This is a genomic window from Arthrobacter sp. MDT2-3, assembly GCF_059090465.1.
In genome coordinates this window covers 799,265-822,036 of record NZ_JBNHFS010000001.1, presented here as the reverse complement: position 1 = coordinate 822,036, position 22,772 = coordinate 799,265, and the positions used below count along the sequence as shown (strand labels likewise).

The 22,772-nt window shown below is 64.5% G+C and carries 21 protein-coding genes and 1 tRNA gene; 4 read left to right on the top strand and 18 right to left on the bottom strand.

What is annotated here, in order from left to right; translation table 11 throughout:
• Positions 1-23 precede the first annotated feature (23 nt).
• From AC5RUQ_RS03800 to arfA, 12 genes are all read right to left on the bottom strand, one after another.
• Positions 24-1,088 carry a HoxN/HupN/NixA family nickel/cobalt transporter gene (locus AC5RUQ_RS03800; RefSeq protein WP_493946062.1) on the bottom strand — a complete coding sequence of 355 codons (1,065 nt, stop codon included), beginning with the start codon at positions 1,086-1,088 and terminating at the stop codon, positions 24-26.
• Positions 1,088-1,981, bottom strand: coding sequence for an urease accessory protein UreD (locus AC5RUQ_RS03795; RefSeq protein WP_493946060.1), 894 nt, complete (start codon positions 1,979-1,981; stop codon positions 1,088-1,090). The genes AC5RUQ_RS03800 and AC5RUQ_RS03795 overlap by 1 nt, the downstream gene beginning before the upstream one ends.
• Complete coding sequence (gene ureG, locus AC5RUQ_RS03790) at positions 1,978-2,595, bottom strand: urease accessory protein UreG (protein WP_479773654.1); 618 nt, start codon at positions 2,593-2,595, stop codon at positions 1,978-1,980. Before ureG ends, AC5RUQ_RS03795 begins: the two co-directional genes overlap by 4 nt.
• Positions 2,596-2,621: 26 nt before the next feature.
• Positions 2,622-3,290, bottom strand: coding sequence for an urease accessory protein UreF (locus tag AC5RUQ_RS03785; protein ID WP_493946058.1), 669 nt, complete (start codon positions 3,288-3,290; stop codon positions 2,622-2,624).
• 207 nt (positions 3,291-3,497) lie between these two features.
• Positions 3,498-3,977 (bottom strand): urease accessory protein UreE, encoded by a 480-nt coding sequence (gene ureE / locus AC5RUQ_RS03780; protein WP_493946057.1) that lies wholly within the window; start codon positions 3,975-3,977, stop codon positions 3,498-3,500.
• Between the two features lie 18 nt (positions 3,978-3,995).
• Positions 3,996-5,783 carry an urease subunit alpha gene (gene ureC, locus AC5RUQ_RS03775; RefSeq protein ID WP_493946056.1) on the bottom strand — a complete coding sequence of 596 codons (1,788 nt, stop codon included), beginning with the start codon at positions 5,781-5,783 and terminating at the stop codon, positions 3,996-3,998.
• The gene (locus AC5RUQ_RS03770; RefSeq protein ID WP_493946055.1) at positions 5,780-6,139 is read right to left on the bottom strand and encodes an urease subunit beta; all 360 of its coding nucleotides are present in this window, start codon (positions 6,137-6,139) and stop codon (positions 5,780-5,782) included. Before AC5RUQ_RS03770 ends, ureC begins: the two co-directional genes overlap by 4 nt.
• A 10-nt stretch (positions 6,140-6,149) precedes the next feature.
• Positions 6,150-6,452, bottom strand: a complete 303-nt coding sequence (locus AC5RUQ_RS03765; protein ID WP_493946053.1) for an urease subunit gamma — start codon at positions 6,450-6,452, stop codon at positions 6,150-6,152.
• Between the two features lie 218 nt (positions 6,453-6,670).
• Positions 6,671-7,222, bottom strand: coding sequence for a cysteine hydrolase family protein (locus tag AC5RUQ_RS03760; RefSeq protein ID WP_493946052.1), 552 nt, complete (start codon positions 7,220-7,222; stop codon positions 6,671-6,673).
• Positions 7,223-7,283: 61 nt separating this feature from the next.
• Complete coding sequence (locus AC5RUQ_RS03755) at positions 7,284-8,288, bottom strand: LacI family DNA-binding transcriptional regulator (protein WP_493946051.1); 1,005 nt, start codon at positions 8,286-8,288, stop codon at positions 7,284-7,286.
• A 102-nt stretch (positions 8,289-8,390) separates the two neighbouring features.
• Positions 8,391-8,981 (bottom strand): HhH-GPD-type base excision DNA repair protein, encoded by a 591-nt coding sequence (locus AC5RUQ_RS03750; RefSeq protein WP_493946050.1) that lies wholly within the window; start codon positions 8,979-8,981, stop codon positions 8,391-8,393.
• Between the two features lie 23 nt (positions 8,982-9,004).
• Positions 9,005-10,495, bottom strand: a complete 1,491-nt coding sequence (gene arfA, locus AC5RUQ_RS03745; RefSeq protein ID WP_493946394.1) for an arabinosylfuranosidase ArfA — start codon at positions 10,493-10,495, stop codon at positions 9,005-9,007.
• Between the two features lie 576 nt (positions 10,496-11,071).
• Between arfA and AC5RUQ_RS03740 the strand changes: the two genes are divergently transcribed.
• The gene (locus AC5RUQ_RS03740) at positions 11,072-11,884 is read left to right on the top strand and encodes an ANTAR domain-containing protein (RefSeq protein WP_493946049.1); all 813 of its coding nucleotides are present in this window, start codon (positions 11,072-11,074) and stop codon (positions 11,882-11,884) included.
• Between the two features lie 84 nt (positions 11,885-11,968).
• Here the strand turns inward: AC5RUQ_RS03740 and araA are convergent, their stop codons facing one another.
• From araA to araB, 3 genes are read right to left on the bottom strand one after another with little or no spacing between them, the layout of a single operon-like run.
• Positions 11,969-13,489 (bottom strand): L-arabinose isomerase, encoded by a 1,521-nt coding sequence (araA, locus tag AC5RUQ_RS03735; protein WP_493946047.1) that lies wholly within the window; start codon positions 13,487-13,489, stop codon positions 11,969-11,971.
• Positions 13,490-13,540: 51 nt separating this feature from the next.
• Positions 13,541-14,230 carry an L-ribulose-5-phosphate 4-epimerase gene (locus tag AC5RUQ_RS03730; protein WP_493946046.1) on the bottom strand — a complete coding sequence of 230 codons (690 nt, stop codon included), beginning with the start codon at positions 14,228-14,230 and terminating at the stop codon, positions 13,541-13,543.
• On the bottom strand, positions 14,227-15,975 hold the full coding sequence (gene araB / locus AC5RUQ_RS03725; protein ID WP_493946045.1) for a ribulokinase: 1,749 nt from the start codon (positions 15,973-15,975) through the stop codon (positions 14,227-14,229). The genes AC5RUQ_RS03730 and araB overlap by 4 nt, the downstream gene beginning before the upstream one ends.
• A gap of 182 nt (positions 15,976-16,157) precedes the next feature.
• Between araB and AC5RUQ_RS03720 the strand changes: the two genes are divergently transcribed.
• Positions 16,158-16,637, top strand: a complete 480-nt coding sequence (locus AC5RUQ_RS03720; RefSeq protein ID WP_493946044.1) for a hypothetical protein — start codon at positions 16,158-16,160, stop codon at positions 16,635-16,637.
• A 74-nt stretch (positions 16,638-16,711) separates the two neighbouring features.
• Here the strand turns inward: AC5RUQ_RS03720 and AC5RUQ_RS03715 are convergent, their stop codons facing one another.
• Together AC5RUQ_RS03715 and AC5RUQ_RS03710 are read right to left on the bottom strand one after the other, a co-directional pair.
• Entirely contained in the window at positions 16,712-17,728 is a 1,017-nt protein-coding gene (locus tag AC5RUQ_RS03715; protein WP_493946042.1) for a LacI family DNA-binding transcriptional regulator, read from the bottom strand.
• A gap of 136 nt (positions 17,729-17,864) precedes the next feature.
• Positions 17,865-18,896: a hypothetical protein gene (locus AC5RUQ_RS03710; protein WP_493946041.1), complete on the bottom strand. Its 1,032-nt coding sequence runs from the start codon at positions 18,894-18,896 to the stop codon at positions 17,865-17,867.
• A 1,904-nt stretch (positions 18,897-20,800) separates the two neighbouring features.
• On the opposite strand from AC5RUQ_RS03710, the gene AC5RUQ_RS03705 reads away from it, so the two are divergent.
• On the top strand, positions 20,801-21,472 hold the full coding sequence (locus tag AC5RUQ_RS03705) for a hypothetical protein (protein ID WP_493946039.1): 672 nt from the start codon (positions 20,801-20,803) through the stop codon (positions 21,470-21,472).
• Between the two features lie 190 nt (positions 21,473-21,662).
• On the opposite strand, the gene AC5RUQ_RS03700 is transcribed toward AC5RUQ_RS03705, so the two are convergent.
• Positions 21,663-21,735, bottom strand: a tRNA-Lys gene (locus AC5RUQ_RS03700).
• A 189-nt stretch (positions 21,736-21,924) separates the two neighbouring features.
• Here AC5RUQ_RS03700 and AC5RUQ_RS03695 point away from each other — a divergent pair.
• A complete protein-coding gene (locus tag AC5RUQ_RS03695; RefSeq protein WP_163161414.1) occupies positions 21,925-22,584 on the top strand; it encodes a hypothetical protein in 660 nt (219 codons plus the stop codon).
• Positions 22,585-22,772 lie beyond the last annotated feature (188 nt).

The window sequence follows — 22,772 nt, the reverse complement described above, 5'->3', positions numbered from 1 at the left end:
GGCAGCCCCCGCGTCGCCCCTTCTTAGTGCCGCGGTCCGCATCCGAGCCGCACTTTCACGGCAGCCACAGCCCACACCGCCAGCAGCAGCGCCACCAGGAGCAGGCCGGCGTCTCCCAGGTCTACCGATCCCAGCCACACGGTCAGGGGGTCGTCCAGCGCGAAGGCGGCGTTGACGAAGCCGCCCAGCGTGATCACCGCGATGAACAGCGCGGAGACCGCCGAGATACCTGTCACCAGGGCGTTGAAACCGAGCTTCCGCTGCGGGTCATCAAGCGCCGAACGGTACATCCGCATCATGGCCATCCCGTTCAGGGAATCGCACAGGGTCATGGCGGCGGTGAACGCCAGCGGCAGCGCCAGGAGGGCGATAGGCGGCACCCCGGCCAGCGACGCCGCCGTCGTCAGCATGAGCAGGCCGATGGTGGTGGCGGTGTCAAAGCCCAGCCCGAACAGGAAACCGATCGCGTAGATGTTCCGCGGCCGCCGCACCTTGGCCAGCGGCCGGGCCAGCAGCCGCGCCACCAGTCCTGTGGGTTTGAGATCCTGGGGATCAATCGCCTCGCCGGACCGAGCCCTGCGGTAGGCCTGCGCAGCGCGGGCGAAGGCCGACCCGTTGAAGAGGCCCATGGCCAGCAGGAAAAGGCCGGAAACGCCGCTGCCGATCAGTCCGAGCACCAGGTTGCCGGTGGATCCGTCCTGCATAAACTCCCCCACGGCGGCGGCGCCGGCGATGACCAGCACACCGGCCAGGGTGACAACGGAGCTGTGGCCTAGGCTGAACGCGAACCCGACACTCACCGGGTCCTGCCGCTGTGCCACGAACTTGCGCGTGGAGTTGTCGATAGCCGCAAGGTGGTCCCAGTCGTAACTGTGCTTTACACCCGCGAGATAGGCCGTCAGGGCCAGGCCCCCGGTGAGGGCCTGGGCACCCGTTCCCCCTGTGTTGCCTGCTCCGCCGGCGAGCAGAAGTACGACGGCGGCGGCGTGCAGGGCGGCCACCGCACCGAACATCCACAGCAGACGGGTCCGCAGCGGCAAGGCATCCCGCCCGCGGTACAGGGCGGTGATGCTGGTGACGGCTGTCATCAGTGCTTCCTCAGGTTCAGTGGTTCCTGCCCATGCCACCGCTCCCGGAGGAGGGAGGTGCAGGCGCCAAGGAGGAGGTTCACTTCCCCTGTGCTGTTCGACAGTGACCGCAGGACCAGCCCGGTGGTCCCTGCAACGCTGCGGGTCAGCGAGATTCCGGTCAAGGCATCGCGCGCCGACGTGATGCTGTGGAGCTCATCGGCGAGCGCCTGGTCCACCCGGGCGTCCACCACGATCAGCGAACCCAGGTGGCTGAAGCCCTCCATGAACCCCGTCCCGGTAACATCCCCCGACGGCGGCCGGATGAGCAGGTTGTCCAGCGCCAGCAACTGGCTTCCTTCGTCTGTTTCGACCTGGATGTCGTTCCGCAGCCGCAGTTCCTCGTACCGGAAGGCGGCCCCGTCCGGCGACCAGCCAGGAGTCACCACTTCCGCCATGACCAGGGAGGACGACGGCCGGAGAGTCACGTGCGTCCGTTGCCGGTAGCTGGCCTCCCGGTAGGCGATGAGTTGGTCAGGCATAAGCTCCAGCCGGGCCCCCTCCCCCAGCCGAACAGCTATCCGCTGCTCAGCAAAAGACCCCGGAGTCCGGTACACCTTAGTAGCGGACTGAGTGGTCAACAACAGATCAGCGCCGTCCCCGACTTCCACATCCAGCACAAAGAGATCCGCCCCGAGATAAGCGCCGCCAGGATTAACAACGACGTAACAGACCTGCCCGGAGTCATCCAGATAATGCGGCCGCATTACACGAAGGGCACCCTCATGAAACTGCCGGGACGCAATGGAACGCTTCCCACGCTCAGTGATGACTAGCTCCAGCACTCCGCGAGGTGACTCAACCGCAGAGGCGGCGGAGCCGGCCGCACTCAAGGGGGCCGCCGTCGTCGTCATTGAGCCAGGTCGAGCATCAGAACGTCGTGACGGATCCAATCGATGACCTTGTCGAGTCCTTCGTCGGTCTTAAGGTTCGTGAAGCAGAAGGGCTTTGCACCGCGGAACTCCTTTGAATCCCGTTCCATGACGGCGAGGTCCGCTCCGACGTGGGGGGCGAGGTCGGTTTTGTTGATGATGAAGAGGTCGGACTTGATCATGCCCTGGCCTGCTTTGCGGGGGATTTTCTCGCCTTGGGCTACGTCGATGATGTAGATGGAGAAGTCCACGAGTTCGGGGCTGAAGGTGGCGGAGAGGTTGTCGCCGCCGGATTCGACGAAGATGACCTGCAGGTCCGGGTGCCGGGCTTTGAGTTCCTCGATGGCGGCGGTGTTCATGGAGGTATCTTCGCGGATGGCGGTGTGCGGGCAGCCGCCGGTTTCGACGCCGATGATCCGGTCCACGGGGAGGATGCCGTTGGCGGCCAGGATTTTGGCGTCCTCGATGGTGTAGATGTCATTGGTGATGGCGGCCATGGAGATGTCGCCGCTCATGTGCCGGGTGAGCCGCTCCACCAGCTGGGTTTTGCCGGCGCCGACGGGTCCGCCGATGCCGATCTTAATCGGTTCAGTCATTCTGTCCTCCTGAGTAAAAAACGCAGTTAGCTCATAAACATCCGGGCACGTTGGTGCTCGTGCCGCATTTGTGAAATTTCCAGTCCGGGGGTGACTGCCCCGAAGTCATCCAATGACAGGCGCGGGACGCGTTCGACGGCGGCAGCAACGTCGTCGGCCGCTTGCCGGAGCAGCCTCTGGCCGGCGTTCTGGCCCAGCGGGATGGCGCGGACGGCGTTCTGCGTCAGGGACGTGACGGCTGCGAAAAGGTAGGCGGCGAGCGCCTCGTTGAGCGGCACGCCCAGTGAGCGGGCGACGACGGCGAAAGCGAGCGGCTGATGCCCGGCGGCACGGCTCCCACTCACCAGGTCCCGGTACAGTCCCAGCTCAGCCGAGGGAAAGACCTCCGCCCCAATTTCAAGCAACCGAAGCCCCATCTTGACGCTGGCCTCCCGAACCTGCCGCGGCAACAAAGACGCGGACAACAGGCCATCGAGTTCAAGAACATCAGCATCCTCATAAAGGAACCGAACAGCCAACCCATCCGAGTAGGTCAACTGCTGTCCGATAAAGGCACCGAGCCACATTCGAAAGGACCCCTCATCAAAAATGACCCCCCGCTCGATGTACGCCTCAAATCCAAGAGAGTGCGCAAAGGCCCCGGTAGGAAGCGCTGAGTCAACGAGTTGCTGTAAAGCAAGCTGGTAGTTGCTCACTGCTCTGCCGCCCAACGCGACGGAGCAAAGCGACGCCCCGGATTGGGGGCCGCGGCGTGGCGGGCCGCGCGGGGGGCCCACTGGCGCGCGGGCCCCGACCCGAGCTTGCGAGGGTTGGGAGCGCCAGGGGACGGGCACGGCCCCCAATCCGGGGCGGCGCACCCAGCCAGCACATCCCGTGGGGCGCGCAGCGTGGTGCCAGGACTACTAGTGCGAGTGCTCAGCATGGCGGAAAGGCACAGGCATAACGCGTTCCTGGCGGGAGTAGGGCACGGCGGCGTGGCGAAGGTAGTCCTCGACGGTGTGGTCGTAGGCGCACACCATGACGCCGGCCCCATACTCCGAAGCAGAGTCGAAAAACTGTGCCTGCAAGTGCCGGTTGCCGAGGGAATGGGCCACGACGCCCATCTCGTGGATGGTCCGGGGCGCGATCACCAGGACGTCGGTGGGGAGCACGGATACAACGATCATGTTGGAGTCGGCCACGTGCAGGATGTCGCCGTCGCGCAAGTCGCCCGCCCCGGACGTGAGCCGGATGCCGATCTCCTTGCCATGGTCCGTGGTGGCGCGCTGGATGCGCTTGACCAGCTGGGCGCTGGGCAGCACCACTTTCTCCTGGTGCAGGTTGGCGTACGCGTGCGGATCCGGCAGTTCGTGCAGGTTGCCGAGGACTTTGTCGATGATCACGTCGGGCTCCAGTGGAAGTTAGAAGAGGAAGTAGCGCTGGGCCATGGGCAGCACGTCGGACGGCTCGCAGGTAACGTCCTCGCCGTCGACCGTCACCTGGTACGTTTCCGGGTCCACCTGGATGTCCGGGGTGGCGTCGTTGTATTTCAGGTCGGCCTTGGTCAGGGTCCGGATTCCCGAGACGGGCCGGATGACCTTCTCCAAACCCAGTTCGTGGGGAACACCGGCGTCGATCGCTGCCTGGGACAGGAACGTTATGGAGGACTGCTGAAGGGCCTTCCCGAACGCGGCGAACATCGGGCGCATGGTGCGCGGCTGCGGGGTGGGAATGGAGGCGTTCGCATCCCCCATCAATGCATAGGCGATCTGGCCGCCCTTAAGCACCAGCTCCGGCTTGACGCCGAAGAAGGCCGGGTCCCACAACACGAGGTCCGCGAACTTGCCCACCTCCACCGAGCCCACCGAGTCCGCAATCCCCTGCGCGATCGCCGGGTTGATCGTGTACTTGGCCACGTAGCGCTTGAGGCGGAAGTTGTCGCTTCCCGAACCCAAACCCTGCGCTGAGCCGTGGACGCCGGCAGCGCTGCCGGCACGGGGGTCCATGAGCACGCCGCGCTGTTTCTTCATCTTGTCCGCCACCTGCCAGGTGCGGGTGATTACCTCGCCAACCCTGCCCATCGCCTGGGAGTCGGAGGAGGTGATGGAGAAGATGCCGAGGTCCTGCAGCACGTCCTCGGCGGCGATGGTCTCCGCCCGGATGCGCGAGTCAGCGAATGCGACGTCTTCGGGGATGTCCGGGTTGAGGTGGTGGCACACCATCAGCATGTCCAGGTGCTCTTCGATGGTGTTGAGCGTGTAAGGCAGCGTGGGGTTGGTCGAGGCGGGCAGGACGTTGGGCATCCCGGCGATCTTGATGATGTCCGGGGCATGCCCGCCGCCGGCGCCCTCGGTATGGAAGGTGTGGATGACACGGCCGTTGATGGCGCTGATGGTGTCCTCTACAAAGCCGCACTCGTTCAGGGTGTCAGTGTGGATGGCAACCTGGACGTCGTATTCGTCGGCGACGGTCAGGGACATGTCGATGGACGACGTGGTGGACCCCCAGTCCTCGTGGACCTTAAGGCCGATGGCACCTGCGCGGATCTGCTCAGCCAGGGGTTCGACGGCGGACGCATGGCCCTTGCCGAACAGCCCGATGTTCATGGGGAAGCCCTCGGCCGCCTGCAGCATCCGCTGGATGTGCCACTTTCCGGGCGTCACTGTGGTGGCCTTGGTGCCTTCGGCCGGGCCGGTGCCGCCGCCGATCATGGTGGTGATGCCGCTGGTCAGTGCCGCGGGAATCTGGTCCGGGGAGATGAAGTGGATGTGGGTGTCCACTCCCCCGGCGGTGAGGATCTTGCGCTCGCCGGCGATGATTTCCGTGCTCGCCCCGATCACTATGTCCACGCCGTCGGTGATCTGCGGGTTGCCGGCTTTGCCGATTTTGTAGATGTGTCCATCCCTGATGGCCACATCAGCCTTGTAGATGCCTGTGTAGTCCAGGATTACGGCGTTGGTGATGACGGTGTCCGGCACTCCGCCGCCGGAACCAACACCGCCGGAACCAACACCGGCCCGTGTCACCTGGCCGTTCTGGCCCATTCCGTCCCGGATCACCTTGCCGCCGCCGAACACCACCTCCTCGCCGTAGACGGTAAGGTCCTTCTCGATCTCGAGGAACAGGTCGGTATCGGCCAGGCGGATGGCGTCACCCGCCGTCGGGCCGTACAGGTCGGCGTACTGCCGGCGGGGAATCTGGAAACTCACTTGCCGCCCTCCTTCTCTTCGTACCGTGTGCCTGCGGACCCTGTGACCTCTGTCAGTGGACCGTTGACGGCGTTGCCCAGCCCGTACACTTCGCGGGCGCCGGCCAGTTCGATCAGCCGCACGTTCCGGGAGTCCCCTGGCTCGAAGCGCGCCGCGGTGCCGGCGGGAATGTCCAGCCGCCGGCCGTAAGCGGCGTCGCGGTCGAACGTCAGGGCCGCGTTCGCTTCGGCGAAGTGGAAGTGCGACCCCACCTGCACGGGCCGGTCACCGGTGTTAACCACGACGGCGTCGATCGCCTCCCGCCCGGCGTTCGCCGTCACCGGTTCCGGCCTGAGGACGTACTCTCCTGGAATCATGGCCTGCCCTTCAGCGGATGGGATCGTGGACGGTGACGAGCTTGGTGCCGTCCAGGAAGGTTGCCTCAATCTGCACGTCGTGGATCATCTCGGGCACGCCTTCCATCACGTCTTCCCGGCGCAGCAGCGTGGTGCCGTAGCTCATGAGGTCAGCAACTGTACGGCCGTCCCGGGCGCCCTCGATCAGCTCGTAGCTGATGATGGCCACGGCTTCGGGATAGTTAAGCTTGAGTCCGCGGGCCTGGCGTCGCCGGGCAAGGTCGGCGGCCACCACGATCATGAGCTTTTCCTGCTCACGTGGCATCAGATGCATGAAAGTCCCTTCGACGGCCAGCGGACGGCGTGGGACCCACAGTAGGGGGCGGAGGTTTCCGCTACGTTTCAGGTTTGTTATGCGCGGCTCTCACCCGCCGTAATAAGCGCCGGTCTCCGGACAACGCGCTGAATCTCCCCGCGTCCCAACGCCGGAAAGGCGAGGACGACGGCGCGTCGCCGGGACACGCCGTCGTCCGTCCTCAAAGGTGGGGAGATTCAGCGGCTGAGCCGGGCCAGGATCTCTTCCGTGGACTGGACCGGCTGGCGGTAACTGGTGGAGAGGATGCGCAGCATGTCCTTAGCGTCCTGGTTGTCTTCCGAGCCCATCGCGTCCTTTGCGTACGTGACCCGGATGTTGTGTGCGAAGGCGTCGGCGCCGGTTTGGGCGATGCAGTTGTGGGTGGAAACTCCCGCAAGCACCACTTCGTCAGCGCCCCAGTTGCGCAGCCGCGACAGCAGGTTGGTGCCAACGAAAGCGCTGTCACGCGTCTTGTTCAGCTGGGGCAGGCCGTCGATGGCGAGGCCCGGCACGGCCCGGGTCTGCTCAGTGCCGCGGAAAATGAAGCCCTGGTCATCGTCAAGCATGTTCAGGGTCCAGGTGGATTTGTCCCGCTCGTGCTCGGTTCCCACCATCAACGCCTTGTGTCCGCTTGCCTTGAAGGCTTCGAGCAACCTGTTGCAGGACGCAACCAGTTGTTCCTGTTGCGCCGCCAGTTCCGGCGCCTCGAAGTACGCGTTCTGCATGTCGATGACAAGAAGTGCAATCATGTGGCATCTTTCCCTCGTTGAGCTCTGCGGGAAAGGTACCCGAAGGCCGGCCGGGCGAAACCTAGGGTGCGGATTCCCGGACCTTCAGCTGGAACCCCGCCTTCACGTGCACGCCCTCGCCGGCCGTCTCCTGGCCCTCGATGCGGTCGAGCAGCAGGGCGATGGAGCGCTGGGCGATCTCCTCCATGCCTGGCGAGACTGTGGTGAGGGACGGCGACGCAAACCGGGCCTCGTCGATGTCGTCAAAGCCTGCCACGGCCACCTCATCCGGCACCCGGACGCCGCGGATCAGCAGTTCATGCATGGCGCCCAACGCGAGAACGTCGTTGAGGCCGAAGACGGCGTCAAACTCCACGCCTTTCTCCATGAGCCCGGCGACGGCAGCCGCGCCGTTGTCCCGGCGCCACTCGCACGGTGCGATCAGTACCGGATCGAACGGGACCCCGGCCTGCTCCAGCGCCCTCCGGTAGCCGTTGAGGCGCAGGCCGGGACTCCCCGTGGACTCCTCCGGGCGGGCACCGACCACAGCGATCCGACGGCGGCCGGCCGCCAGGAGGTGGGCGGTCAGGGCAGCCGCCGCTTCCTCGTTCTTCATGGTGACGAGGTCGAACCGGGGATCCAGGATGTGTTCGCCCAGCATAACCAGGGGTTTCTTGCCCAGGCGTGCTGCGATGGCATCGGCGTCGATCATCAGCGGTGTGAACAGCAGGCCATCGGTCAGCTGACGGAACGGCCCCTGCAGGGCGTTCAGTTCCACCTCCGCCACTGCGTCCGACTGCTCCACAAGTACCCGGTAGCCCCGCTGTGAAGCAGCCTTCATCAGCCGGGAAGCGAGCTCCGCGTAGTAGGGCGCGGAGAGGTCTGACAGGACCAGGCCCAGCATGCGTGTCTTGCCGGAGCGGAGGCTGCGGGCCGTCAGGTTGGCTTCATACCCCAGTTCGGCGATGGCGTCCTGGACCCGCTGCTTGGTTGCGGGACGGATGAACTCGTAGTCGTTCAGGACGTTGGACACCGTTTTCAGCGAGACACCCGCCGCCCTTGCTACGTCGTTCATGGTGACCGCCATCGTGGCTCCTTCTTGTGGTTCCGCTGTTCCTGGCATACATCGTTGCAGACCATTCCATCCGTACGGGAACCGGCCGCTGCAAAGGGCGCCAGGGGGAGCCCGTCAGTCCCTGGCTTTTGCTGCCTTCGCCGCGGCTTTGGCGGCCTGCTTGCTGGCCCGAACTTTGGTGAGCGACTCCGGATCCACGATGTCGGCGACCGACAGGTAGGCCCCTTCCTCGCCATAGTGGCCGGCCGCTTCACGCCAACCCTGCGCCTGGAGACCGCGCTGTTTGCCGAGGAGTGCCAGGAAGATCTTCGCTTTCTGCTCGCCGAATCCGGGCAGGGCCATCAGCCGGCGCAGCACCTCCTGGCCGTCGGGGTCGCCCTTGGTCCAGATTGCAGTGGCATCGCCCTCCCACTCGTTCTGCACGGTTTCGGCGAGCGCCTGCACGCGTGCGGCCATCGAACCCGGAAAACGGTGGACGGCAGGGCGTTCCTTGAACATCTCGACGAAGGCCTGCGGGTCCTGGGAGGCAATTGCCTCCGGATGTATGGACCCGATCCTGCTCTTGATTTTCTCGGGCCCGGCAAACGCCGATTCCATGGTCACCTGCTGGTCCAGCAGCATGCCCGTCAGCAGTGCGAAGGCGTCCTCGCTCAACAACTTGTCCGCGGCGGGATCGCCCGTGATGTGCAGTTCCATGCCGTCCATCCTCCCAGAGGTTGGCAGGTGCGTCAGCCGCCCACGGCCAGCCGGATCATGGACCAGGACACGGCCGGCAGCTCGGCGGTGAGCCGGCCGCCGTCGGCCTTGACGGAGACATTCTCCGACGGCAGGACGGACGTCGAATCATCAGCGGTAGCCTGCCAGTACGGGTCCTTGTTGGCGTACGTGACTGCCTCGACAACCCGCACGTTGCCCAGCCCGGACACCACGGCATCCAGTCCCAGCGCGTCCGTGGCGGAGCGGTTGACGGCAAACACCACGGCCTCGCCCTTCCCGGCGTCGTAGGTTGCGACGGCGGACACCGCGGAAAAGTCCGTCGTCTTGCCGCCGCTGACCAGCGGGGACTCGACGGCGAGCTGCAGAACCGTCCCGGAGGCGTGCCGGGAGGTCAGCGCGAACGGGTGGAAGGTGGTTTGCTTCCATGCGCGGCCGCCTGGCTCGGTCATGATGGGGGCGATCACGTTGACCAGCTGCGCCAGACTGGCGGAGTGGACGCGGTCCGTGTTCTTGAGCAGGGTGACCAGGAGGTCGCCGACCACGACGGCGTCCGCCACCGTGTAGGTGTCCTCAAGCAGGACGGGGGCCACCGGCCAGTCCTTGCCGGTCGGTGCCCGGGACTCGTCCCGGCTCATGTGCCACACGTTCCATTCGTCGAAGGAGATGTTTACCTGCTTGGCGGACTTCTTCACCGACTTTACGTGGTCGATGTGGCTGACAATGTCGTGGATGAAGGCTTCCATCCGGTGGCCGGCGGAAAGGTGCTCCTGCAGGTCGCCGAAGTCCTCGAAGTACTGGTGAGCCGAGATCAGGTCTACCAGCTCGTAGGTCTCGGAGAGCACAACGCGCTCCCATTCGCCAAAGCTGCTCATGGTGGGGCCGGAGCTGCCGCAGGCCACGAGTTCCAGGTCAGGCTCGATCATCCGCATGCCGCGCGCGGTGTCGGCAGCAAGCCGGCCGTACTCCTGGGCATTCTTGTGCCCGATCTGCCAGGGTCCGTCCATCTCGTTGCCGAGGCACCACATCTTGATGCCGTAGCCGTTTTCCGCACCGTTGGCCCTGCGCTGGTCCGAAAAGGAGGTGCCGCCGTCGATGTTGCAGTACTCCAGCAGGTCCAGCGCTTCCTGCGTACCGCGCGTGCCGAGGTTCACCGCCATCATGGTTTCGACACCGGCTTTAGCAGACCATTTGGCGAACTCGTCCACACCCACCAGGTTGGGGTCGGTGGAGTGCCAGGCGAGGTCAAGGCGGACCGGCCGCTTTTCCGCGGGGCCAACGCCGTCCTCCCAGCGGTAGCCGGAAACAAAGTTACCGCCCGGATAGCGGATCGTGGACGCCCCCAGTTCCCGGGTCAGCTCCAGCACGTCCCCGCGGAACCCGTCCTCGTCCGCAGTGCGGTGCTCCGGCTCGAAGATGCCGGTGTAGACGCAGCGTCCCAGATGCTCCACAAAGGCACCAAAAGTGCGGCGGCGGACGGGTCCCACCACAAAGGCGGGATCCATGGTGATCTTTGCTGCTGCCGGTCCTGCCTGGCTGGGCACGGTGGGGCCGGCGGGTTCTGGTGCTGCCACGAAAACGTCCTCGTTCCTGGATTCTGCTCAACTTCTACAACGTTATAGAAACATTGTTGTGGGGTAGCCCGTCAGGAGTCAAGCCCGTTGCCGCAGCCTGCCCCCGGCAGCGTGCTTCAGCAGCCCAGGGCGGGAAAGGGCCACCCGCCAGCGAAGGACATCGAAAAGCAGGCAGCGCAGGCCGAAAACCAAGTAATACCTAATCTCAAAGACAAGTACCGGTTACGCGTTCTCCCGAGGCGGCTACGGAACTAGGTTTTTCACATAGACAAGCCATCTTCCGGCTCGCAGTAATTGACTCACGAGGGGGTGTGAGACGTAATGCATGCGAGATACGCAAGCTCCAACTTCCCGGTCCAAAGGACTCGGGCATTAAGCGGGGCCGGCGACGAGGAGGCCTTTGAGACCAAGGCCTCTCCCCCAGCCGTCGCCGGCCCTCTCATTTCCGCACCAAGCCACCACCGCCAAGGGGTTACCGCGCCGGCACACGGGCCCCACGGGAATCCATTGGGCCATGCTGCGCCGGCACGGCAGGGCCAGCCGTGGACAGCCGCTTCGGCATCCGGGAAGCCGGACGGAATCCTGCTGGACCTGATGACCGGCGCGGAGACGCTGCACGACTCACTTGAGCTGCTCGCCGCGGCGTCCGCCCGCGCCGTCGTCCGCACCGCAGACGTAGTCATCGAATGCGCTGTAGTGGTGCGCCAACCCAAGAGAACTCCGGCCATCACCGGTACCACGCCGGACGTCATCCGGCTGTTGGAGTGGGAGCAGCAAGCGGGTGAAGGGCCGGTCAGCGAAGTTCTGTCCGGAGGCCATCCCGTGGCCGTCTTGCAGAGAAGCGGGGATTTCCGTTGGCCCCGGTATTGCAACCAATTGCAGCTGGCCCGCTTGGGCAGCGTCCTTGGTGTTCGGCTCGCTGTGGACCAGGGCGCCGGGGAGGCGCGAAACGATGGCACACCGGTCCGCCCTACCAGCGCAGCCTTGGCGTTCTTCGCCCAGGATGCCAAGGCATTCCCCCTGCAGGTGATCTCAGAGGCCCGTTCCTTCGCCGGCCTTGCAGCCAAGAGCCTGCAGATGGCCCTTGACCTGCACACAGCGAGGTCCACCGCGTCGGACCTGCGGCTGGCATTGGACAGCCGCACGTCCATCAACGTTGCCTGCGGCGTGATCATGGCCCAGAACGGATGTTCGTATCACGAGGCCTTCTCGATCCTGGCCAAGGCATCAAGCCATCGGAACATCAAGGTCCGCAGGGTGGCGGAGGACATCCTCGAGCGGTTGCCCGAGGGCCCTCCACGCGCGCACTTCGGCCACTAGGAAGCCCGGAAGGAAGGGGCAGCGGCCCCAAGAAGATTGAAGCAGCCCCGGAAGACATGTCCGGGGCTGCTGTCAGAAGGCAGCCTAGATCCCGCCGGCCAGCTTGTAGTAGGCGGCGTTCCAGTTCAGGTCCTTCTTGAACTGCCGGATGGTGGTGTCCTCGTCGATGGTGAGCAGTTCGGTTTTGGCGATTTCCGCGAAGTCCTCGAAGACATCCATCCCCACCTGCGTGGACAATACGGTGTGGTGGGCTGCGCCCGCGGTGAGCCAGGCTGCCGCGGAGGTGGCAAAGTCAGGCTTTGGCTGCCACAGCGCGCGGGCCACTGGTAGGTTTGGCAGGGGCTGGTCCAGGGGAACCACGTCCACGGCGTTCGCCACCAGGCGGAACCGGTCCCGCATGTCGGACAGGGCGACGACGACCCCCGGGGAGGCATCGGCGTCGAACACCAGGCGCACGGGGTCTTCCTTGCCGCCGATGCCCAGCGGATGGATCTCCAGGCGCGGCTTCCCGGCGGTCAGCGAGGGGCAGACCTCCAGCATGTGGGCGCCCAGGATTTTCTCGGCTCCGGGTTCCAGGTGGTAGGTGTAGTCCTCCATCAGCGAAGCACCGCCAGGCAGGCCCGCGCCCATGACCTTCGCGGCGCGGACCAGGATGGCGGTCTTCCAGTCGCCCTCAGCACCAAAACCGTAACCGGCGGCCATCAGCCGCTGCACGGCCAGGCCGGGGAGCTGGCGGAGTGCGCCAAGGTCCTCGAAGGAGGTGGTGAACGCCGCGGACCCGTTGGCTTCGAGGAAGCTGCGCAGGCCCAGTTCGATCCTTGCGCCGTAACGGAGGGAGTCATGCCGTGCGGCGCCTGCGCGGAGCTCGGGGACCACGTCGTAAAGGTCCTCGTACTCTGCAACCAGGGCGTCGACGTCGGCCTCCGCGGCACCGTGAACGGCGTCGGCGAGCTCGTTGACGGACCAGGTGTTCACGGCGACGCCGAAGCGGAGCTCCGCCTCGGTCTTGTCGCCTTCGGTGACGGCGACGTTTCGCATGTTGTCCCCGAAGCGGGTCAGCTTCAGGGTGCGGACGGCAGCCCAGCCAGCTGCGGCGCGCTGCCATGAACCCGCTTGGCGGGCCACCTCGGGGTTGGACACGTGCCCCACCACGGTCTTGCGGGCGATGCCCAGGCGGGACTGGATGTAGCCGAACTCGCGGTCACCGTGCGCGGCCTGGTTGAGGTTCATGAAGTCGAAGTCGATGTCCGCCCACGGCAGGTCCCGGTTCGCCTGGGTGTGCAGGTGCAGCAGCGGCTTGCGAAGCAGGTCAAGGCCCTGGATCCACATCTTTGCCGGCGAGAACGTGTGCATCCAGGCAGTGACGCCGATGACGGAATCGTCCGAGTTGGCCTCAAGCGCAGTCCGGCGGATGGCGTCAGAGTCAGTCAGGACCGGCTTCCAGACGATCCGTACAGGCACCGAGGAGGACGCGTTCAACTGGTTGGCGATTTCCTGGGACTGAGCGGCCACCTGCTTGAGGACGTCCTCGCCGTAGAGGTGCTGACTGCCGGTGAGGAACCAGACCTCGTAACCGTCAAGGGAAGTGTTTGCTGCGGTGCTCATATGGGTCTCCTTTGGGAGTAAGTCTTGGGTCATCAGTAAAAGGGCCGGCGGTTACTGCCCGTAAACGTTCTGGTAGCGGGCGTAGAGCGAGTCGATGTGGCTTTGGTCGATGGGGAGGGGCTCGCCCAGCTGGCGTGCGATGTGCACCGTGCGGGCCACCTCCTCGCACATCACGGCTGCCTTCACAGCGGATTTCGCGTCCTTGCCGATGGTGAACGGCCCATGGTTCTGCATAAGCACGGCCGGGGAATTGGAGTTCTTCAGCGTCTCCACGATCCCGTGGCCGATCGAATCGTCGCCGATCAGGGCGAACGGCCCTACGGGGATGGATCCGCCGAATTCGTCGCTCATCATGGTAAGCACACAGGGAATGGCCTCTCCGCGGGCCGCCCAGGCGGTGGCATAGGTGGAGTGCGTGTGCACTACCCCGCCCACCTCCGGCATATGCCGGTAGACGTATGCGTGCGCCGCAGTGTCCGACGACGGCGACAGCGGCGGATTGCCCCACGTACCTGTTGCGTCCCCCTCCACGGGCACCCCGTAGAGATCCGTCACCACCATCTGTTCCGGCGTCAGGTCCTGGTAGGAAACGCCCGAGGGTTTGATGACCATCAGCTCGTGACCGGGAACCCGGGCAGAGACGTTGCCCGCCGTCCACACCACCAGTTCGTAGCGTGTCAGCTCGGCGTGCAGGGCACACACTTCCTCCCGCACGCGGGAGATTGTGTCCAGGATGCTCATGCCGGCACCTCCATGGCAGCCTCGGAAGCAACCGCAGCGGGAGCCGGACGCGAACCGGCCGCCCGGCGCTGGATGGCCTTGAGCCGGTGCATCACATCATTGCTGCCGCGGCCGAAGTAGTCGTGCAGTGTTTTGTACTCCCGGAAAAGTTCCTCGTAGGCGGCCACGTTCTCCGGAATGGGCGTGTAAACCTCGCCCGGCTCGGAGCCCATAGCGGCGGCCGCTTCGCGGATATTCGTGTACTTCCCGGCAGCCACGGCGGCGTGGATGGCGGAGCCGAGGGCGGGGCCCTGGGCGGAGCCGATGGTGGATAGCTGCAGGTTGGTGGCATCCGCATAGATCTGCATCAGGAGCGGGTTCTTGAGCAGGCCGCCGGCCACGATGAACTCCTTCACCGGAACGCCCGAGTCGCGGAATGCGTCCACAATGGTCCTGGTCCCAAAGGCGGTGGCTTCCAGCAGTGCGCGGTAGGTGTCCTCCGGGCGTGTGGCCAGAGTCTGCCCCACCACGATGCCGGAGAGCTCATGGTCCACCAGCACCGAGCGGTTGCCCGAGTGCCAGTCCAGCGCGATCAGGCCGTGCTCGCCGATGGACTGGCCGGAGGCCAGTTCGGTGAGGTATTCGTGGATGCCCAGGCCGGCAGCGTCGGCTGCCTGATGATACTCCGGCGGCACGCCGTACTTGGTGAACCAGGCGAAGATGTCTCCGACGCCGGACTGGCCGGCTTCGTAGCCCCACAGCCCGTCCACGATGCCGCCGTCCACAACACCACACATGCCGGGCACTTCGCGCAGTTCCGTCCCGCTCATGACGTGGCAGGTAGAGGTGCCCATGATGGCCACCAGCTGGCCCGGGTCCACTGCCCTCGCGGCAGGAGCGGTGACGTGGGCGTCCACGTTGCCCACCGCCACGGCGATACCCTCGGGCAGGCCGGTCCAGGCAGCAGCCTCAGCGGTGAGGTAGCCGGCGGCATCGCCCAGGCGGCCAATGGTGTGCTCGAGCTTGCTGCTGACGAAGTCCTTGAATTGGGGGTTCAGGGCTGCAAGGAAGTCCTCGGACGGGTAGCGGCCGTCCTGGTAAATTCCCTTGTAACCGGCCGTGCAGGCATTCCGGACATAGCGGCCGCACAGCTGCCAGACGATCCAGTCAGCAGCTTCAACCCAGTGATCCATCGCCGCATAGGCTTCGGGGTCCTCCTCCAGGAGCTGCAGGCCCTTCGCGAACTCCCATTCCGAAGAAATCAGTCCGCCATAACGCGGCAGCCATTCCTCGCCCCGTTCCGCCGCGAGCCGGTTGATCCTGTCAGCCTGGCTTTGCGCAGCGTGGTGGCGCCACAGCTTCACATAGGCATGGGGCCGGTTTCCGAATCCCGGGAGCTCGTTCAGCGGGGTGCCGTCCGCCTTGACCGGCACCATGGTGCAGGCGGTGAAGTCCGTGGCAATTCCGACGACGGCGGCGGGGTCGATCCCTGCCTCAGCAACGGCGGCGGGAACCGCGATGCGCAAGACGTCGCGGTAGTCGTTCGGCACCTGCAGCGCCCATTCGCCGGGAAGCCGTGCACCTGGTTCACCGGAAAGGTCCGCGACGTCTGCCGGAAGGGCATCCGTGACCACCGCATGCGGGTACTCAAACACACCGCTGCCGAGCTCCTTGCCGTCCCGGACGCGGACCACGACGGCCCGTCCGGAGAGCGTTCCATAATCCACACCGATGACGTAGCTGTCCGTGTCCACTTTGACGTCCATAGAAAGTTCCTCCGATAGCTGCCGCAGCTTCGCGACCCTTCGATTGTGAGCGCTAACAACAGCGATGTCAATGGCGGATGGCCTTTCATTCTCTGCCGGAGGGAGGACGGCAAGTGCGAAGTGTGGGACGCTGCCCAATGGGGTAAGGACAGCATGAACAGTGACCAACCAGAAGGAGCTCCGTGGACGACCCGAAACCAAAGGTCCGCGCCGGCTCCGGCGCGTGGCTGGCGGGCCCCATCTCCACTGGCCTCGGACTGGCAGCCCATCTGGCGGCCGGAGGGCCTGCACCCGGCCTCATCATCCTCCTGGCGCTCGCCGCGCTGCTTGGCATGGCCGCCGCGATCCTGGGGCGCTTCCCGATGCCGGCCTGGGTGTTGCTGCTCTTTTGCGGAGTGGCCCAGCAATTGCTTCATCTCGGGTTCGCAGTTTTTTCCGGCGGCTCCGGAAGTGGACTGTCTGTCCATGGCCACGGCGGAATTATCCGGGACGTGCCGCCGGCCGGTGAAGTGGCTGCGCCCGCCGGCCATTCACTCCACCTGATGCTCCATCTGCACATGGCCGCGGCACTGGCAGCGTACGCGGCCATCAATTACTGGCCCCGGATTGCCGCCTGGTCCCGCCGCAGCTCCACGGACCGCCAAAGTTCCCGCGCAGCGTAGTCCCGGGCGCCTCAGAATAATGACGGGCATCACTTCAGGCTGCGGCGTCGCGTCAGGCCACAGCGACGCAACCGCTAATGCCTCGGTGCTGCTGCGCTGTCCCGGCGCACCAGCACCGGAGTTACCACTGTGGAGCTGACGGCGGCGCCCGCCTCAATCTCCTTCAGCATGGTGTCCATGCAACGCCGGCCAAGCTCTTCGAAGTCCTGCCGCACCGTGGTGAGCGGCGGGGTGAAGTAGCTGGACTCCGGCTGGTCGTCGAACCCCACCACCGAGACGTCGTCGGGCACCCGGACCCCCGCCTCGTTGAAGGCACGCAACACGCCGAGGGCCATCTGGTCATTACCCACAAACACGGCGGTTGCCCTTCGTTCCGCCGCCAGCTTCCGCCCGAGCGCGTATCCGCTCCCCGCGCTCCAGTCGCCTTCCAACAGCAGGTCGTCCTGGAGGCCTGCGTGCCGCAGCGCTGCGCGCCATCCCTCTGTGCGCAAGGCGCCGTCGATCCAGTCCGCCGGCCCGGCAACGTGGCCGATCCTGCTGTGCCCCAGCTCAATGAGATGCCCGACGGCGAGCTCGGCCCCGCGTTTCTGGTCCACCATCGCTCCGCTGACGGCCTCGTTGCCCAGCGAACCGACAGCCATCACGGGCACACCGGGGTTAAACTCCTCCAGGATCCGCAGGGTTTCGGTGTGCGGCACCAGGACGGCGATCCCGTCCACCGCCTGGTCCAGAAAGTGCCTCAGCGCATCGAAGATGGCGTCCCTGCCCACAGAACGCAACGCAGCGATACTGACAAAGTAGCCCGCGTCCCGCGCTGCCTGCTCCACGCCCAGCATGGTGTTGGCCGGGCCGTACTGGGAAAGCTCACTGCCCAGCACACCGATGGTCTGCGAGCGCCTCGTCACCAGGCTTCGCGCCGCGGTGTTGCGCCGGTAGCCCAGCTCCGCGATGGCCGCCTCAACCTTTTCGCGGGTCGTTTTGCTGACGTTGGGATGGCCGTTGACCACCCTGGAAACGGTCTGGTGGGAGACGCCAGCAAGTTCGGCCACGTCCTCAAGGCGCGGCAGCCGCCCGGTGCTGCTTTTTGTCATGTCCCCATTGTGCCGGTTGCCGCCACCAGGACATTCCCCGGCGGCGTGGAGGAGGCCGCCTGGGATTGTCCCGTTCTTCGCCTAAAGGGTGCGCCGGTAAGGGCCGAACCCACGACCCATAGCCAGGCGGCAAGACCTATCCGATGCCGTTGCCGACCTCAAATGGCACCGTCAGGACGCCCGAGGTGGTGGAGTTGCGGCCGTACTGGTCGTTGCAATCCGCGCGCAGGAACAGCGTGTGCTTGCCATTTGTCAGCTGCGTGGTGTCGATACTGATCGGGCCGTCGTACTCCCCGGCCGCCCGGCGAACGACTACACCGGGATTATTGTTATGGAAATCGGGGTCGATGCGGACTTCATGGGCCGTGACGTGCGGGTCGCGCGCATTGCCGTGCCAGACCATCTTGACAACGGGTGACCATATGCCGCTGATGGGAGTATTCGGAACCGGAACGGTCACGAGATCGGCTTCACAGTACCCGCCCACAGCGAGGTTGCGGCCGGGGGCTGAGTACCATCCCTTACCGCGCAAGTAAGGATCGCGGGAGACGTCGCTATTGGCGCGGGTGGGCGACAGATCAACGTAATACTGGAAGTTGAGGTTGGCGGTCATACTCGCCGTAACTGTCTTGCCGCCCGCAGCAGCGTCATCGACGTCAGAGAAGAAGCGCAGGCGCGTTTCTTTGAGACCGTCGGTCGAAAATACGGATGGGTTGACGCTAACCTGGCCCCAGCGGGTGCAGGTACCCGGGGTGGGACACGTCCAACCGGTTTGGAAGATCTTGGACTGCACCTTCTCAATGGACTTATCTTTCATGACCACCGAGACGTATGGCGTTGAGGTACTGCCGCTATTGACCTTTTGGCGGCCAGGATCATGTAACACCATCCGGATATCAAGCGTAAATGGTCCTGTTACGGTTTCGCGTTCGGGTATACAAGCACCAACGTGGATGTGACCATGGTTGGTACCGGCCGGACTCGCACCCTCGGTGGCCAACCACCAGGACTGGGCATCAACGAAGTGCCGCTTTTCGGGATAACCGGCACAGGTGAGGGGATCAGGAGCGGCCAAGGCCGGTGGGGCGGCGAGTGCTGTGCCAGCCACGAGGAGTAGGGCTAATACGGTGCGCGCGAGTCGCTGGACATACATCGGTGTTATCTGCATAACTGACTCCGTTCGAAATTTCCAGTGGCGGTCCCTGCCCAGCGAGGGTCCTAAATTCTCAAGGCGTCCATATCAAGGGGCGGACAGGTCGTTACGCCGAGGCTCTGACGTCCCGTGGACTGTGCCTGTGACATTCAGGGACACGTCCCTTTGATGGACACAACAGGAGCGGCATTTCCCGATCCGCATGCAATGTTCCGTGTTGCTCGCCGCCAGCGCGGAACTATGGAACCGCCGTCGGACGATTGAAGAGTTGGCCAAAAGCAGCCCAGTTCTAGGGAATTTCCGTTGCAGACTGTCTGGCCTGTCAGGGACCCGCTACAGCGCCATGGACATGAGTTATTTTTCCTCGACACACCGTGTACGGCTTTGGTCATACGCCGCCCGTTTTGTCAGCACCTGTTCGGTTATGAGAATTTCGCAACTGCTGTTTTGCCGGGATTATTTCCACCCACACCCGGGGTGATCATGGTCCCGCTCTTCAGCTCCTTTCTTGCGGTATGGATTCGGGATGTTGTGGCGTGACATTGCCCGGTTAGCATTGTGCGCGGCCGGGCACTCAGGAGGGCCGCGTATGACTGCGTTGTCTGGCCACCCCGAGGTCGCGTTCATTTAAATCACCCAGCGCAGCAGGGTGTGCGTTCAGGCCCGTATTACCTGGCTTGGGCGGTGCTGCAAAGGCAGGCATCGCTGCAGTCATAAGGAAAGCGGCCACGGAAAGGAACATCCCAGCGAACGTGCGGACACGCACGTGGCGGGTTGTTCGTGGCGATTCATGGGGACAAATTTACGTCTTCACAGCCTTGAGTGGAAGGGGGCGATCCTACCTATAAAACCCCCAATCCAGGGTCGCTGCTGAAGGCCCCAGGGGCGGAACGATGCACGTAAGTGCACGCCACAGAAACGAGTACTTACTACTGCTTTTTTCTCCCCGTGCAGGCACTAGTCTGCCGGGTAGGGCAATGCTATGGTTGTTGGTTTGCCAGGCCAGCGACCTGACTATGTCCTTAGGAGCGCTGGTGGGGTGCTCCCGGGAGTTGGAGCGTTTACCGGCCAATTTCATATCCATGCAATGAAGCAAATGGTGAGGCAGTTGTGCATCTTTATCAGCTCCCAGCTTCGATGCCTCCGCGGCAGTGATAAGCGCCCCCGCCACTTGCCCCACCCGGCAGCGTTCCTGCTACATACCTGTTTTGAAGGCCAGGGGGTAGCTCGTGCGCCTGGCCGCTAAGGTACTCTCTCTGGGCGGCAACACGATCTGGTTAACCGCAGCCCGTGTGGTGCCCATGGTCACGGGCCTTCTATTTTGGGCCCTGGCTGCAATTCGTTTGGCCCCGGCTGAGCTCGGCTTAGCTTCCGCGGTCGTCGCGGCGGCGCTGCTGACAGTTCAGGTAGGGATGCTTGGTGTTGGCCCGGCCATACTGACCCTCCTGCCCGCGGAAACCGAAGAGCGTCGGCTGATAACCACAAGCCTGCTCACTGTAGGGCTCTCATCCCTCATAGTCGCGACTGCGCTGCTCATAATAACTGGTGCCCTTGGTCCTGGGGTCGGCCAGGCCTGGGCTGATCCAACAGCAGCGGCAGCGTTTCTGGCTACCGCTTTTTTCGCTACCACGGCTTACCAGCTTGACCATATCCATGCTGCTCAATGCCAAGCCCACTTGGCGTTGATGCGCAGCTTGCTCCAGAGTCTCGTCCAGTTGGCCCTTCTGGCTACTTGCCTGGCCGGCGGATACCGCAGTCTCAACACCGTCGTCGGCGCGGTCGCTGCTGGAGCCGCAGCCAGCGTACTTCTTGGACTGCTACAGGTATACCGTGGCGGAAGTGGTCCCGGGGGCAAATACGTCCTGCGGTTTCGGCAAATCCTGAATTTACTCCATCCCGCCCTCCGGAATTATCCCCTCATGCTGGCTGACCGAGCGCCCGGCTACGTGTTGCCTCTCATCATCGCTGCTACACTCAGCGCCTCGGCCACTGCGGCCTGGTACGTCGTCTGGATGCTGGCAACAGCAGTCTTTTTCGTTCAACAGTCCGCCGGCTATTCCCTGCAGACTAAGCTCGCGGCCCCCGGCCATCATCCGGGCCTGGTTGTACGGGCGCTTCGAATCAGTCTCTTCCTCACCCTTGCAGCAGGGGGCGTCCTGATTGGAGCAAGTCCCTTCATCCTACAAATGCTCGGCTCTCAGTACGCCCCACACTGGGTTCTACTTCCGGTACTGGTCCTGGCACTGGTCCTGAGTTGTGTGACGCAAATTTACTACGGCGTTTGCCGGGCCCGTGAGCATCAGGCGGAAGCGACCGCTGTTGCATGCCTGGCAGCAGCCATTGCAGTAGTGCCTGCCGCAGCCGCTGCCCATCTCTACGGGCTAACAGGGGTGTCGGTGCTGTGGCTGGTGGCCCAGTTTGTAGCAGCACTCGTTGCTGCTTGGCGCCTGCGGGATACTCATGCCCGTACCGGCACTCACCCCGCATCAGCGAGCCGCCGGGCATCCCGGCGTCCGCAAGCGGCCCCTAATCACTATGGACGCGCGGTCAAAAGGCCTCGAACCAGCGGCAAGGTCGCGGCAGATCCTTAACCTGATCGGACAGTTTGAAGCTCTTCCCCACGCCAAAGCTGCTCCCTGCGCGACTACAAAGTCAACACCTGCTTCAGCGTGCACCCGAAGCGGGCTTTTCAGGCGAGGCAATGAAGCAGTGTTCCCGGGCCTATTGGGCCCTTAAACCCACGCAGGCCAGAGGCTAGATGCCTCTGACCTGCGTAAACGGTGGGCCCTGTGGGGCTCGAACCCACGACCCACGGATTAAAAGTCCGATGCTCTACCAACTGAGCTAAAGGCCCCTGCCGGGCTGCTTCGGCACACTGTACCGGCCGACCCGGCCCAGTCCATTTCTGGACGTTAATACTCTAACCCATCGTCACGGCACCATTCGCACGCAGGCCTGGTCCCGCCGTCGGACATTCTGTGGCACCGACTGGCATTGTCCGGATGCTCGATTTCCCGCAGGGCACAGGAGTAGCGTGGGGGGCATGAGCGAGCAAACAGGTCCCAGCCATTACGGCGGCGCCAACCGGCACCACAAGCCGAAGCCTTTCGCGCCCGTGGACTTCGAACCCTTCGCCGGCGGCGCCGATCCCGCCCGGGTGTCCGAGGCCGCCCACCTCGCTGCCCAGGCGCTGGTCCGCCACGGCCGGGACAGCGATGATCCCGTAGTGACAGACCGGCTGGTCAAACTTGCGGACGAGCAGGGCCTGGAAGCCATCGCGGAGATGTGGGCCGAGAGCCCCGCCCGTTCCCTTCCCGGCGCGCTGTGGCGGTTGTACGCCCTGCGGGCGGCTACGGTCCAGGACCCGGAGCGCATTTCGGTTTACTTCCGCGCAGGCAAGGACACTGCACAGGTCTCCAACGTAGTGGCCGGAGCCGCTGAGCCTCCCGGCGCGGACGAGATGAAAGCGATGGCTGATGCCATCCTTTCGGGCGCGTTCGACGGCGAGTTCGACGTCGCGCTGGAGCGTTCCGCCGCGTTCTGCCGGGTTGTGGCGCTCGGCCAGGCGACTCTCGCTGACGGTGCCGAACACGGCAACGAGGCGCACGCCAGCAAACTGACCCGCAATTCCCACCAGTTGGTTAAAACCGCCGAGGACCTTGAGCACGCCGCCAACGCGTGGCGCCTTGGCGAACTCGACTGACCCAAGACCCCGGATCTGTCAATGTTGACTTGGGCCAACCAACGTAGAACACTGAAACTGGTGCCGAGCCGCGAAACCCCCGGGCTTCAACATTCAGCCGCCTAGAGCGGCCTACCGCCGAGAGGCGTATCCGGTTCGGCACCATTTTTCTGCCCAATTGCTGGTGCCCGCGTTCCTGTTTTCCCATT